Below are 12,560 nucleotides of genomic sequence, written 5' to 3'. Positions count from 1 at the left end.
GTTGCGCTGCACAAAGAAAAATGATTCCTTGTGCTTGTCGGCAGAACCGGCGCTTAAGCTTGCAGTAACCATATCGGGCGCATGTTCTGCTTACGACTTGAAGTCGGAGGGCAAAAGCATGGGCACGAGTGCAAGACCAGCGGACGGGGCCATCACCCTGGCGGAATTGCGTGAATTCGCCAGTTTCCCGGCCGCTACGCAGCGCTATATCCGAAGATCGCTGGACATCGGCCTCCACCGGCGCGACGCCATGAAGCTGTGGTCGCGGGACATGGTGGAGGAAGCGAGCATCCGGGCGCAGGCGCGGATTTATGGGCGGCTTGAGGAGATCAAGGCGCGCGTCCCCGACGATAGCGGGCTGGACCAGATGGAGCCGTTCATGGCGCCGCTGGTGACGATTTCCGCCTTCGATCTGGGGCAGGACCGGCTGTGCAGTTTTTCGGCCTATCGCTTTCTCTATGAGCGGCTGCTGGGGGCGGGGGCCCGGCCGTGGCTGCCAGGGGCGTTCTGCGCGGCGGCGAGTTTGCCGCATCTCCATCCGGAAAAGCGCCGGGCGTTGCTCCAGTCGATCAGCGAAGCGGCGGCGACGGCGGTCGGATGGTCGAACCGGGAGCCGACCTTCTATCCCGAATGGGTCGAGAAGGTGGATTTGAGCAAGGCGAATTAGGCCGGTCGGTTATTGTTTTTGCCGATGGGGTGATTGCTAGGCCGCGTGGACAAATTCGGCATGTCGGGAAATGGCTATTCTTAGCCATTGAGCGCAACATGCTCCTGCGCAGGCAGGAGCCCAGATCAGACGGTACGGTGATCCGCCAAGCGCGGGGCTGGGCTCCTGCCTGCGCAGGAGCACGTTGCGAGAAAACGGCACAAGCAGATCGTCCGTTTCTCAAACAAATCACTCAGTTCGGCGGGTCTTGAATTCGTCCACGCCGCCTAGTCGTCATGCGGAAACAAGTTCAGCATGACGGGGTTGGGAGGGCTCCGGCCGGGTGGAGACCGTCATTGCCATGCGTCGGGCGGGACTCTTTGGGCCGTTGTTCTTTCTTCCGCGCATGCCCGGTTGCTTTGCCCTGAAAATAAGCGAAGTTCGCTTGATCCACGTCTAAATTATCGCAATCGACTTCGACCGGCTTCTATGTCCTAGTGCCGCGGCAGGCGTCAGCCTGCACGCGACCCACCTTGAGCCCCGCCTTCCTTCGCAGGACGAGTCAGCGCCGCGCTTGGAAGATCGAGCTGCGGCGCGGTTGTTTGGGCGTGACCGTTTCACCCAGTTCCCGCGTCAGCATCGCCAGCATCCAGGCGCGGTGGCGGGCGAGATATTCCGTGAATCCGTCCGGCTGGGCGGGATCGAATGTCGGCACCTGCCAGTCCGAGGCGACTTCCTGATAGGGCACTACGGATTGGCCGAGCCCGTCCTCCGGCAAGTCGATATGGCTGCCGAAATAGCTGTTGCGCTTGAACCTTATGGCTTCGACGGGGGAGAAGCCCGCCTTGATCAGATAGTCGGGGCCGCTGCGGCCATTTTCGCTGCCATAGCGGGCGGTGCCCGCCACCTTGAAGATATTATGCTGGAAACGGACGTCGCGGGCCCAGCCCTGCCATTCGGTGGCGACGACCATCTGGACGTCCATCGCCTTGCCCACATGGATGACGTTCCTTTCGATCAGCGCGTCCGACACATTGCCGGAAAGCTGGAAGATGCGGGTGCCGTCATTGCGGCTGACGTTGAAGCGGGCCACCGTGCCGCGATTGCCCAGATTGTCCTTGTCGTTGCGCCGGGGCGAGCAGATCAGCAGGAAGCCGCCCGCATTGTCGTGGCTGTAATTGTAGAGGAAGGTGGTGCGGCGCGAGTTAAAATCGGAATCGAAGCCCTGGCCGTCGTAACGGGTGCGGGTATAGGCCGCTTCGTTGAGCTGGATCAGGCTGTTGTCCGTGCTCCATTGCCAGATGCCCGCATTATAGCCGGGTGCGCGACTGCCGGCGTAGCGGACGATATTATGTTCGATCAGCGCGCCGTCGGTGCCGCGGGGCACGATGCCGTCGCCGCCGATGTCCTCCAGATAATTGTCGCGGATGACGACCTTTTCGCTGGGGAACCAGTCGAGAAACGACACCCGGTCGCTGATCCCGGCGATGCCCGAGCGGTCGACGCGCCAGACGATGTTGCGCTCGATCGCCAGATCGTGGAAGCGGGTGGCGACTGTGCGGCCGGTGGCGCTGAACAGGATGCCGCCATTATCCTTGCGGTCGTTGGTGCCCCGGACGTCGTGGACATAATTGTCGCTGATGCGGATGCCCCGCGTCACGCCCCGGTTTTCGGCGCGTACTGCTATGCCGATGCGCGGTGCCGGGGAGGGGGCGTTATTGGTGACTTCCAGCCCGCCGACCGTGACATATTCGGCATTGATCACGCCCACCGCATATTCGGAAACGCCGCCCGCATCGATGCGCGGCCGGGGGCCGGTGCCGGTCGCGGCGATCGTGATGGGCGATCCGGCTTTGCCCGACCGGGTGATGGTCAGCGGTTCCTTCCATACCGATCCGGCCGCCAGCAGGATTTGGTCGCCGGGCTGGAGCGACCAGCCGTTGACGCGGGCAAGGGACTGCCAGGGCCGGTCGGCCGTGGTTCCGCTGGCGCTGTCGTCGCCTAGACGGGAATCGACATAATAGGTTTCGGCATGGGCGGCGGCGAGGATGCCTGGCCACGAGAGCAGTGCCGGAAGGAGAATTGCCCAACGGGACTTCGGCACATGAAGGCCTTTCGCAGCGATATGGTTCTGGCGTCAGCCTGATATGGGGTGGCTGAACGGTTCGTAAAGGTCGCGTCCGACGGCCTTGGGGAGATGAGGCGGGGCGACGCGTCGGAAGGACAAAAGGATGACATGTCCTTGAATTGTCATGATAGGTTCCTAGATAGGTTGGGTCACTCTTCCCCTTGGAGTGACACCTCCCTGAACCTTGGCCCCGTCGTTGAGCTTGCTCCGGCGGGGTTTCTTTTCAGATGCGGCGGTAGCGGAAATACCAGACTTCATGGCCGAGGCGGCGGGCCTTGGCTTCGTAGCGGGTTTCGGGCCAGCCGCCGGGGCGGTTCTGGAAATCCGCGGGGGCGCTGGCCAGCCATTCGAAGTCGGGATGGCCGTTCATCACCATCAGCGCCCAGCGCAGATAGATGGGGTGGTCCGTGCCGAAGCGGAATTCGCCGCCGGGCTTCAGCTTTCGCGCGATCATGGCGACCGGGCCGGGGTTCATCATGCGGCGCTTGGCGTGGCGCGCCTTGGGCCAGGGGTCGGGATGGAGGAGGTAGACGAAGCTGAGCGCGCCGTCGGGGATGCGGCTGAGGACCGACAGCGCGTCGCCCATGTGGAGGCGGACATTGCCCAGTGCCTGGTCGCGGACATGGCCGAGCGCGGTGACGACGCCGTTCAGGAAAGGTTCGCAGCCGATGAAGCCATGGTCGGGCAGCAGGTCGGCGCGATAGGCGAGATGTTCGCCGCCGCCGAAGCCGATCTCGAAATGCAGCGGGCGGTCGTAGCCGAAGAGGTTCGCGGCGGTGATCTCGCCCTCTTCGGGGACGGAGAGGGCGGGGAGCAGCGTGTCGACCAGTTGCTGCTGGGCCGCGCGCAGCTTGTGCCCGGACTGGCGGCCGTAGAGGCGGTTGAGCGTGGTGGGATCGCCGGATTGATGTCCGGATTTATGCCCAGATTCATGCGTCTTCATGGGCGCGCCGATAGCGGGCGGCGGCGATGGGGGCAAGCGGCGATGAGGGGGCGCCTCCTGCCCCCGGATGTTGAGGAGATGGACCGGGGGCAGGAGGCTGGGAGCCGCGGCGTCGGGGCTAGCGGCGCCGGGCTTGTCCTGGAGGAAGGGAGCGAGGTTGGGGAGTTGCTGCCTTCAGCTTATTTGCATTTGATGAAGCGGCCCTTGGCATCCTTGCACGGGCCTTTTTTGGCGACGGGCTTGGGCGGGCATTTGACGAATTTGCCCTTGGCGTCCTTGCAGGGTGCGGCGAGCGCGGGAGCGGCGCTGCCGGCCAGGAGGGCGAGACCGAGGAGGGCTGAAGTCAGTTTCCGGGATACCGAAGTCATCGCAATTCCCCTTTGGGAAGAGGGAGTTGCCGGGCCCGACAGGGGTGCGGACCCGACGACCTGCTTATGGGCGTTTTTCCTGTGCGGGGCTAATGAACTTTTCGTCATTTTGCCGCCATGCTGGGTCTGTCAGCGGCAGGGCTTTCCTTCATAGGCGTGGCGATGGAAGGCGTAGCTGCGGCCGTTCCAGCGCAGGACGGGGAAGCAGAAACCGGGGCCGCCGACCGAAAGATCGGGCCAGCCGCCCGCGCCCTTGCTGGCCAGAAATTCGGGGATGCCGGTTTCATGGGCCATCAGTTTCCAACTGCCGTCGGCCTGCTGGCTGGGCAGCCAGAAGGCCTGGCCGGTATTGCCGTAGCAATAGCCGCTGGATTCGGAGACGACAACTTCCGGGCGGCCGTCGCCGTTCAGATCGCGGCGTTCGTCTATTGTGGCGGGCGAAGGCGGCTGGCCGGATTCATCGCAGCCGCTGGTCCAGCCGCGACCGTTGTTCTTGAGGCCTGCGGAGCGGAAGATCACTGCATCGGCGGTCGTTCTGGCAGGGGCGGCCAGGGTTGGGAATGGGACGGAAGCGGCGAGCGCCGCTGACATGGCCAGAGTGGCGATGGTCGTGCGGTGCTTCCGTCCCATGATTTCCTCCATTCTATGTCAGGCGATGGCGGCCTTCAGCTTTTCCACCAGGTCCGTGCGTTCCCAGGGGAAGAAGTCGCCTTCAGCCTTCCGCCCGAAATGGCCATAGGCGGCCGAGGGCTGGTAGATCGGCTTGTTGAGGCCGAGATGGGTGCGGATGCCGCGCGGGGTGAGGCCGCCCAGTTCCTTGATGCCCTTGATCGCGTCCTCGATCTTGTCGTCGTCCACCGTGCCGGTGCCGTGGGTGTCGACATAGAGCGAAAGCGGCTCCGACACGCCGATGGCGTAGGCGAGCTGGATCGTGCAACGCTTGGCGAGGCCGGCGGCGACGATGTTCTTTGCCAGATAACGGGTGATGTAGGCCGCCGAGCGGTCCACCTTGGTCGGATCCTTGCCGCTGAACGCGCCGCCGCCATGGGGGCTGGCGCCGCCATAGGTGTCGACGATGATCTTGCGGCCGGTGAGGCCTGCGTCGCCGTCCGGCCCGCCGATTTCGAAGCTGCCGGTTGGGTTGATGTGATAGACGGTCTCGTCAGAGAGCAGCTCGCCGGGGAGCACTTCCGCGATAACGCCCTTCACATAATTTTTGAGTTCGGCTTCCTTCGCGCCCTCGTCATAGCCCGGCGCGTGCTGGGTCGAGACGACGATGGCGGTGGCGGCTGCAGGCTTGCCATTTTCGAAGCGGAGCGTCACTTGGCTCTTGGCGTCGGGTTCCAGGAAGGGGGCGCGGCCGCTGTGGCGGTCGGCGGCCATCTTCGCCAGGATCTTGTGGCTGTAGTCCAGCGTGGCGGGCATGAGGTCGGGGGTTTCGTCGCAGGCGAAGCCGAACATGATGCCCTGGTCGCCGGCGCCTTCATCCTTGTTGCCCGCGGCGTCGACGCCCTGCGCGATGTGCGCGGACTGGCCATGGAGGTTGTTTTCGAAGCGGAACGTCTCCCAGTGGAAGCCGTCCTGTTCGTAGCCGATGCGCTTCACCGTTTCGCGGACCGCGCGTTCGATCTCTTCCTGCGCGCCGGGCGCCCAGGCGTCATTTTCATAGACGCCCTTGCAGCGGATTTCGCCCGCCAGCACGACGAGCTGGGTCGTGGTCAGCGTTTCGCAGGCGATGCGGGCTTCAGGGTCCTTCGACAGGAACAGGTCGACGATGGCGTCGGAAATCTGGTCCGCGACCTTGTCGGGATGGCCTTCGGAAACCGATTCCGAGGTGAAGAGATAGTTGTTGCGCATGGGACTCCCGTTAGCACGCTGTTCGAGCAAGCGACATAAAGAAAAGTTTATGTGGCTATTAGCGGGTCGTTCTGCGGGTGGCAATGGCCAGTGCGATGAGCGCGATCATGAAGCCGAATGCCGCCCAGTTGCCGAGGTGGGAGAAGAGCGTCGGCGGCAGGGCGGGGGGCAGCGCGGTGTCGAGGAAACCGGCGCGGTGATGGCCGATGCTGCTGCGGATATGGCCGCGGGCGTCGACCACCGCCGAGACTCCGGTGGGGGTGGAGCGGATGATGGGGATGCCCTCCTCCAGCGCGCGGAGGCGGGCTTGGGCCAGGTGCTGGACCGGGCCCCAACTGCCGAACCAGGCGTCGTTCGAGGGGTTGAACAGGAAGTCGGGGCGGTTGGCTTCGTCCACCACCTGGCCGGAGAAGATGATCTCGTAGCAGATTTGCACGCCCATCTTGAGCGGCGGGCGGCCCAGCGTGGCGGGCAGGGTCAGGCTTTGCGGGCCGGGGCCGGGCCAGAAATCGACGGCGCCGGGGACGAGGCGGGACAGGCCGAGCGGCTGGAGAATCTGGCGCATCGGCAGATATTCGCCATAGGGGACGAGGTGGGACTTGTCGTAGCGGCCCAGCAGTTGGGCCTGGGCGTTCACGATGAACAGGCTGTTGTTCGCGCCGGCGAGGGCGTTTTCCGGGACGCCTTCTTTGAAATAGACTTTGGTCGCGCCGGTCATGAGGAGGTCGCCGGGGCCGAGCAAGGCGGCGAGGCGCGCGCGCCAGTCGGGCTCCATGTCGAGATAGGCGGGGATGGCGGCTTCGGGCCAGAAGATCAGGCGCGGGGCCGGGCGCGGCGTGCCGGAGAGGGCGGCGAGGGTCTGGAAATGGGCCTGTTCGAGTTCGGGGGAATATTTCTCGTCCTGGCCGATATTGGGTTGGACCACGCGGATTTTTGGGGCGCCTGCGGGGGTCGGTGGGGCGGGGGAGAGATTGCCCCAGAGAGCCAGGGCAATGAGGGGCGTGGCGAGGGCGGCGGCTGGGCGGAACTGGCGGCGGAGGGCGAGGAGGAGTGCGCCGGATGCGAGGATGGAGAGGGCGCCGAGGCCGTAGGTGCCGATCAGGGTGGAGGCGATCGCTATGCCGGTGGGGAGGAGGGTGACGCCCAGCGGGTTCCACGCGAAGCCGGTGAAGGCGGTGGCGCGGAGATATTCCGAGGCCAGCCAGGTGGCGGCGAAGAGGAGGGTGAAAGGAAATGTGGCGTGTTCCTGCGGAGGCAGGAGTCCAGTTCTGACGGCGGGACTGGGCTGTCGCGAGCCGCTTGTCTCGTTCCAGTGCCTTCGCAGGAACATGTGGTTTCTTAACCACCAGGCGGCGAGAGTGGCCAAGCCGGGATAGGCGGCGAGGTAGAGGGACAGGAGGACCACCGCACCGTAGCCGAACCAGTGGGGCATCGCGTCCTGGAAGGTGAAGGCGTGGGCGATCCAGTTGAGGCCCAGGGTGAAATGGCCGACGCCGAACAGCCAGCCGCGTGAGAAAGCGGCGCGGCGGTTGGGGGCCTGTTCGATCAGGACGATGAGCAGGGCGAAGCAGGCCAGGGTGACTGGCCAGAGTTTCAGCGGTTCGAAGCCGGTCGCCGCCACGAATCCCGCGAGCAGGGCAGTGAGCTTCGGGAAGCGGGCCGGAATGTCCTTCATGGGGTGCGGATCAGTGCAGGGTGGCCATGGTGGCGTGGCTGCACTTGTCGCTCTTGTCACCGCCGCCCGACAGGGCCGATGCCGCGATGAAGCCGCCGACCAGCAGGACCAGGAATCCGGCGGAGAGCAGGCCCAGATATTTCTCGATGAACGCCTTGATCGGGCGGCCGAATTTCCAGAACAGGAAGCCCACCAGCATGAACTGGAAGGCGCGGCTGAGAACGCTCGCCCAGAGGAAGGTGAAGAGCGACAGGCCGATAAAGCCCGCCGTGATGGTGATCAGCTTGAAGGGGATCGGCGTCGCGCCCTTGATCAAGATGATCTCTGCCCCGTAATCGCGCAGATAGCAGGCGGCGACGGGGAATTTGGCGGCGAGGCCGAGGGCGTTCAATATCTGCTGGCCGACGGTCTCATAGAGGAAATGGCCGATGGCATAGCCGAACAGGCCGCCCAGGACCGAGGCGATGGTGCAGATCAGCCCGAAGCGGATCGCGCGTTCCGGGCGGGCGAGGCACATCAGGCCGAGCAGCGGGTGCGGCGGGATCGGGAAAAAGCTGCTTTCCATAAAGGAGATGACGAAGAGCCAGCGTTCGGCGTGGGCGTGGGCGGCTTTCGCCAGCGTCCATTGGTAGAGCTTGGTGAGCATCGGCGGTCAGTTCGCCTTTCCGTCCATGACGGGCTGCAAATGGCGCATTTCTGCGCTTCCGGTGCTCACGTGCCTTGAGCGCGCCGCGTCGAAGCGAGGCACGTGACTCGCTCCGAGATTCTCGAAATCCACCATTTTCGCCTCGCCCTGAACGGAAAATCGAACTGACCGGGCCGTAGCCGAACTGCTTTCAGGCCGCCAGTGCTTTTGCCAGGACGAGCATCTGCTGGGGTGGATCGAGCGGGACGGGGTAGGGGCGTTGCTCTCCGGTAGGTTGGTAGCCACGTCTTTGATAATATTGGATAAGCTTGTCATGGGTGGAGATGACGGTCATTTCCATCTGCCGGGCGCCGAAGGCCGATGCGGCGAGTTGTTCGGCGGCGGCGATGAGGTGATGGCCGAGGCCGCTCGACTGGAGGCCGGGGTCGACGCACAATAGGCCGAGATAGGCCCGGCCGTCGCCTTTGTCGGAGATCTGGACGCAGCCGGAGGGGGTGCCGTCTGCTTTCAGGGCAACCAGCAGGCGTTCGGCGGGGTTGGCGAGGATCGCTTCGAGCGCGGCGATGCTGGTGCGGGGGCTGCTGGGTGGGGCTGATTCGATGGCCCAGCTTTGGCGGGCGGTGTCGCCACGATAGGCGCGCTCTATGATCGGGTGGAGGCCTGGGAGGTCCGATGGGAGGGCGGGGCGGATGTCCATGGCGGGGCTGTAGCGCGCCTGTGATGGAAGCGACAGATGCTTGATCGGCAGGGGGCCATCGCGTTAGGGTTCCGGCACAGGAGACATATATGCTTGGTATGGGAGAGGGCGGTTGCCCCTTTGAATTCAACACCGATCCGGCGACGTTCAAGGTCGGGGATTCGGTCAGCTACCGGGTGACGGGCAGTCTGGAGGGCATGCCCTTTGCCGGTGTGCTGCTAGAGGTGCATGAGGATCATGTCGTGCTGACGTCCGATCCCGATGACAAGGCTAGCCGGATGCGGGCGACGCGGGAAAGCCGTCCTGTGGTGCGGGAGGAGGATGTCTGTTGACGCGACGGCGTTGACGGGACGGCGGCGTCTGGGCATGACCCCCTGTGAGACCCCGCCCGGCGCATCCATGTGAATTTGACCTCTTCATCCCCTTTGAAATGGCGCGAGCGCGGCAGTGGATTGCTGTTTGCGCTGCTGTTCAACGGCTTGCTGCTGCTGGCGCTGCTGGCGCTGGCGCCCAAGCCGGTCGTGCGCTTGCCCGACTTTCGCAATCCCGTGACCTTCGAGATGGCGCCCGCGCCCAAGGCGGAAAAGGCGCAGAGCAAGGCTGAGAAGAGCGAGAAGAAGCGGCAGGAGAAATCGGCGCAGCGGCAGGTGCGGCCAGTGGTGAAGCCCGACCGGCCGGTGGTGAGGCCGACCGAGCAGCAGCCATCGCCTCTGCCCTTCCTGGTGATGGACAGGCAGCAGATGGCGTCGGCGGACATCGGCAAGATGGCGAAGCAGGGAGCCGCCGACGGCGCTTCGGGGCAGGGGAACAGCGCGGCGGCGGCCGGGCCGGGCGAGGGGCCGGGCGGGGTGCAGTTGTTCGAGGCGGAATGGTATCGGCGGCCTAGTCCGGCGGAACTGGGCGGCTATCTGCCCGCCAATGCGCCGGGCAATGGCTGGGGCCTGGTCGCCTGCAAGACGGTCGACCATTATCATGTCGAAAATTGCCAGGCGCTGGGCGAATCGCCCGTGGGGTCGGGCTTTGCGAAGGCGGTGCGGCTGGCGGCCTGGCAGTTCCTGGTGTTGCCGCCGCGCGTCAACGGCAAGGTGATGGTCGGTAGCTGGGTGCGGATCAGGATCGATTATTCGCGGACCGTCGCCGGGGCGGATGAGGCCGGGCGGTGAGCGGTTTTCCGTCGGACGTGCGAACGGGGTTGCGTGTCGGGACGGGAGGGCGATGATGGGCGCTTCTCTTTCCAGGAGCCTTTGTCATGATCCTTTATGGAGCGCGGCCGTCGCCATTCGTGCGCAAGGTCATCGTCTTCGCCGCCGAGAAGGGCATCGATCTGGAGGTGAAGCCGGGCGGTTTCGGGCAGGGTTGCGACGCCTTTGTCCAGGCGTCGCCCTTCGGCAAGATACCGGGCTTTCAGGATGGGGATTTCCTGATCAGCGACAGTACGGCAATCATAACCTATCTGGATACGCTGTGTCCTGAGCCCAATCTGATCCCGGTTGAGGCAAAGGCGCGGGCACGGACGATCTGGTACGAGGAATTTGGCGACACCATCATGCAGGCGACGGGTGCGCGGATCTTCTTCAACCGGATGGTCGCGCCGTTCATGGGCGTGGCGCAGGATCTGGACGCCGCCGAAAGGGCGGAGGCGGAGAAGCTGCCGGAACTGTACGACTATCTGGAGGATATTCTGCTGGAGAGCGGATTTCTGGTGGAGGATCGCTTCACGCTGGCGGATATTGCCGTCGCCTGCCCGATCATCAACATCTGCTATTGTAGTTCCGTGCTGGCGGAGGGGCGCTGGTCGCACCTTCGCGGCTGGTTGCGGGAGATGCGGGAGCGGCCGAGCTTCGCGGCGGCACTGGCGGCGGAGGCGCGGGCGATCAAGCAGATGGCTGCGGCATGATTTAACCTATATGGAACATTTTTCTTGACATCGTCACGCTGTTCTGGCAGTTGTGGCGATATTGGGAAAAGGTGAGTCGCCAAGGAGGCGTGCGGGGGCTGGTCCGAAGGGGCCGGCCCTTTTGCTTGGGGCGCGGAGGATGGGCATGGCGGATGAGGTGAAGGAGGCGGGCAGGACGCAGCGCTTTGGCGGGCGAGCGAAGGCTCCGGATCGGGTGCTGGTCCTGGCGAACGGCCAGCAGGGCGAGGCGGGAAACGGCGCGCAGATGCGGGCGCAGCGCAAGGATAGCTGGACGGCGGAATTGCGGCAGAGGTTTCTGGAGACGCTGGCCGTGACCTGCAACGTTAGCGAGGCGGCGCGGGTCGTGGGGCGGAATTTGTCGGGCGCCTATCATCTGAAGCGGCGCGATCCGGGTTTTGCGCGGGCGTGGAAGCAGGCGCTGAGCATCGGGCATGAGGAGTTGAAGACGCTGATGCTGCGTCAGGCGCTGTTCGGTACGGAGGAGGAGGAGATCGTGCTGGACGGCGAGGGCGCGGTGAAGAGCCGGAAGATCAAGCGGGGGCATCCGCATATGGTGCAGGCGATCGTGCTCAAGGCGCATGATAAGGAAGTGGCGGAGATGCGGGAGCAGGAGAGTGTCGAGCGGCCGGATGGCGAGGATGCCGTGGCGCGGTTGCGGAAGGCTTTGGCGTTGGTGCGGGAGAGGAGTGGGGGTGGGTGACTTTTTGGGGGGAGGAGGCGAACTGTTTGCTGCTTTCCTTGGGATGCTTCGTGCTCCTGTGAAGGCAGGAGTCTAGGCGATGTGGACAAATTCAAGACTCGTTGGACTGAGTGATTTGGGTGGTTTCCTGCCGTTTCCATAATCGTCACCCTGAACTTGTTTAGCTGCGCTGGCCTGCGGCTCAGGGTCCATTCCTCCGGATTGAGCCTTGGTTCGTGGGGAGAAATGGATGCTGAAACAAGTTCAGCATGACGAATGAGGGATAGGCCAGCTTACGTCCCCTATTGGCCATTTCCCGACATTCCAATTCGTCCACGCGGCTTGGTTCTGCCGTTGGCGTATTATCGCGCCGCTTGAACTGGGCTCTCACGAGTTACTCGTCTCGTTCGAGTGCTTGCGGAGGAGCGCGGTGTGGTTCGCTTCAGCCGTTGTCCAAGATCATCGGTCAGGGGGCGTAGCGGAGGTGGATAAGGGGGTAGGGACGGCCCTGGCCGTCTTGTTCCGAGCGGCCGGTGCGGGCGAAGCGCAGGGCTTCGTAGAAGGCTATGGCCCTGTCATTCTGTTCGTTGACGTCGGTGGTGAGCGTGGGGTGGAGCGACAGGGCGTGGTCGACCAGGCGGCGGCCTATGCCCTGGCCGTGCCAGGCGGGGTCGATGAACAGCGCCTCCATATGCGTGCCGTCGATCAGCATGAAGCCGATGGCGTGATCGTCCGTGTCGGTGGCGAGCCAGGCCGGGGACTGGGGGAGGAAGGCGGCGACTTCCCCCTCTATGGCGGTGCGGTCTGCCGGGGTCAGGAAGTCATGGGTCGCGTCGACGGCCTTGCGCCAGATGTCGAGCAGGCGGGCGCCGTCGGCGGCGCGGGCGGGGCGGATCGAACTCATCGCCGGCATATAGGGACGCGATGCGGGCTGGCCAAATTCGTGGCCGGGGAAATCGATGAATGGAGGCGGGCGCGTGGGACAACTGTCGGATTTCGAGCG

Annotated in this window: 14 protein-coding genes; 5 read left to right on the top strand and 9 right to left on the bottom strand. The window is 64.5% G+C overall.

Going from position 1 to position 12,560, the window contains the following annotated elements; translation table 11 throughout:
- Positions 1-118 precede the first annotated feature (118 nt).
- Positions 119-667, top strand: a complete 549-nt coding sequence (locus HUK72_RS06935; protein ID WP_176596128.1) for a hypothetical protein — start codon at positions 119-121, stop codon at positions 665-667.
- 541 nt (positions 668-1,208) lie between these two features.
- Here the strand turns inward: HUK72_RS06935 and HUK72_RS06930 are convergent.
- The 8 genes from HUK72_RS06930 to HUK72_RS06895 form a co-directional block, all read right to left on the bottom strand.
- Positions 1,209-2,750, bottom strand: a complete 1,542-nt coding sequence (locus HUK72_RS06930; protein WP_336952297.1) for a right-handed parallel beta-helix repeat-containing protein — start codon at positions 2,748-2,750, stop codon at positions 1,209-1,211.
- Between the two features lie 247 nt (positions 2,751-2,997).
- Positions 2,998-3,717 (bottom strand): tRNA (guanosine(46)-N(7))-methyltransferase TrmB, encoded by a 720-nt coding sequence (locus HUK72_RS06925; RefSeq protein WP_176596127.1) that lies wholly within the window; start codon positions 3,715-3,717, stop codon positions 2,998-3,000.
- Between the two features lie 179 nt (positions 3,718-3,896).
- The gene (locus HUK72_RS06920; RefSeq protein ID WP_176596126.1) at positions 3,897-4,085 is read right to left on the bottom strand and encodes a hypothetical protein; all 189 of its coding nucleotides are present in this window, start codon (positions 4,083-4,085) and stop codon (positions 3,897-3,899) included.
- Between the two features lie 129 nt (positions 4,086-4,214).
- The gene (locus HUK72_RS06915) at positions 4,215-4,715 is read right to left on the bottom strand and encodes a hypothetical protein (protein ID WP_255325633.1); all 501 of its coding nucleotides are present in this window, start codon (positions 4,713-4,715) and stop codon (positions 4,215-4,217) included.
- An 18-nt stretch (positions 4,716-4,733) separates the two neighbouring features.
- On the bottom strand, positions 4,734-5,942 hold the full coding sequence (gene metK / locus HUK72_RS06910) for a methionine adenosyltransferase (RefSeq protein ID WP_176596125.1): 1,209 nt from the start codon (positions 5,940-5,942) through the stop codon (positions 4,734-4,736).
- A 58-nt stretch (positions 5,943-6,000) separates the two neighbouring features.
- Positions 6,001-7,617 (bottom strand): apolipoprotein N-acyltransferase, encoded by a 1,617-nt coding sequence (gene lnt, locus HUK72_RS06905; protein WP_176596124.1) that lies wholly within the window; start codon positions 7,615-7,617, stop codon positions 6,001-6,003.
- Positions 7,618-7,627: 10 nt separating this feature from the next.
- Positions 7,628-8,263, bottom strand: a complete 636-nt coding sequence (locus tag HUK72_RS06900) for a YqaA family protein (protein WP_176596123.1) — start codon at positions 8,261-8,263, stop codon at positions 7,628-7,630.
- A gap of 190 nt (positions 8,264-8,453) precedes the next feature.
- Complete coding sequence (locus HUK72_RS06895; RefSeq protein WP_176596122.1) at positions 8,454-8,960, bottom strand: GNAT family N-acetyltransferase; 507 nt, start codon at positions 8,958-8,960, stop codon at positions 8,454-8,456.
- 89 nt (positions 8,961-9,049) lie between these two features.
- Here HUK72_RS06895 and HUK72_RS06890 point away from each other — a divergent pair, with 89 nt between their 5' ends.
- From HUK72_RS06890 to HUK72_RS06875, 4 genes are all read left to right on the top strand, one after another.
- Positions 9,050-9,292, top strand: a complete 243-nt coding sequence (locus HUK72_RS06890; protein WP_176596121.1) for a hypothetical protein — start codon at positions 9,050-9,052, stop codon at positions 9,290-9,292.
- Positions 9,293-9,412: 120 nt separating this feature from the next.
- Positions 9,413-10,123 carry a hypothetical protein gene (locus tag HUK72_RS06885; RefSeq protein WP_218035922.1) on the top strand — a complete coding sequence of 237 codons (711 nt, stop codon included), beginning with the start codon at positions 9,413-9,415 and terminating at the stop codon, positions 10,121-10,123.
- Between the two features lie 86 nt (positions 10,124-10,209).
- Positions 10,210-10,857, top strand: coding sequence for a glutathione S-transferase family protein (locus tag HUK72_RS06880; RefSeq protein WP_176596119.1), 648 nt, complete (start codon positions 10,210-10,212; stop codon positions 10,855-10,857).
- A gap of 145 nt (positions 10,858-11,002) precedes the next feature.
- Entirely contained in the window at positions 11,003-11,578 is a 576-nt protein-coding gene (locus HUK72_RS06875; protein WP_176596118.1) for a hypothetical protein, read from the top strand.
- Between the two features lie 445 nt (positions 11,579-12,023).
- Here the strand turns inward: HUK72_RS06875 and HUK72_RS06870 are convergent, their stop codons facing one another.
- Positions 12,024-12,470, bottom strand: a complete 447-nt coding sequence (locus HUK72_RS06870; RefSeq protein ID WP_218035921.1) for an acetyltransferase — start codon at positions 12,468-12,470, stop codon at positions 12,024-12,026.
- Positions 12,471-12,560: the final 90 nt, after the last annotated feature.

Origin of the sequence: Sphingobium sp. 15-1 (assembly GCF_013375535.1) — a bacterium.
Classification (GTDB): Bacteria; Pseudomonadota; Alphaproteobacteria; order Sphingomonadales; family Sphingomonadaceae; genus Sphingobium; species Sphingobium aromaticivastans.
This window is presented reverse-complemented; position numbering and strand designations above follow the sequence as displayed.

Coding starts and splice junctions, on each gene's coding strand:
- HUK72_RS06880 (WP_176596119.1), top strand. CDS start 10,210: ATGATCCTTTATGGAGCGCGGCCGTCGCCATTCGTGCGCAAGGTCATC.
- HUK72_RS06870 (WP_218035921.1), bottom strand. CDS start 12,470: ATGCCGGCGATGAGTTCGATCCGCCCCGCCCGCGCCGCCGACGGCGCC.
- metK (WP_176596125.1), bottom strand. CDS start 5,942: ATGCGCAACAACTATCTCTTCACCTCGGAATCGGTTTCCGAAGGCCAT.
- HUK72_RS06915 (WP_255325633.1), bottom strand. CDS start 4,715: ATGGGACGGAAGCACCGCACGACCATCGCCACTCTGGCCATGTCAGCG.
- HUK72_RS06890 (WP_176596121.1), top strand. CDS start 9,050: ATGCTTGGTATGGGAGAGGGCGGTTGCCCCTTTGAATTCAACACCGAT.
- HUK72_RS06900 (WP_176596123.1), bottom strand. CDS start 8,263: ATGCTCACCAAGCTCTACCAATGGACGCTGGCGAAAGCCGCCCACGCC.
- HUK72_RS06925 (WP_176596127.1), bottom strand. CDS start 3,717: ATGAAGACGCATGAATCTGGGCATAAATCCGGACATCAATCCGGCGAT.
- HUK72_RS06875 (WP_176596118.1), top strand. CDS start 11,003: ATGGCGGATGAGGTGAAGGAGGCGGGCAGGACGCAGCGCTTTGGCGGG.
- HUK72_RS06935 (WP_176596128.1), top strand. CDS start 119: ATGGGCACGAGTGCAAGACCAGCGGACGGGGCCATCACCCTGGCGGAA.
- lnt (WP_176596124.1), bottom strand. CDS start 7,617: ATGAAGGACATTCCGGCCCGCTTCCCGAAGCTCACTGCCCTGCTCGCG.
- HUK72_RS06920 (WP_176596126.1), bottom strand. CDS start 4,085: ATGACTTCGGTATCCCGGAAACTGACTTCAGCCCTCCTCGGTCTCGCC.
- HUK72_RS06895 (WP_176596122.1), bottom strand. CDS start 8,960: ATGGACATCCGCCCCGCCCTCCCATCGGACCTCCCAGGCCTCCACCCG.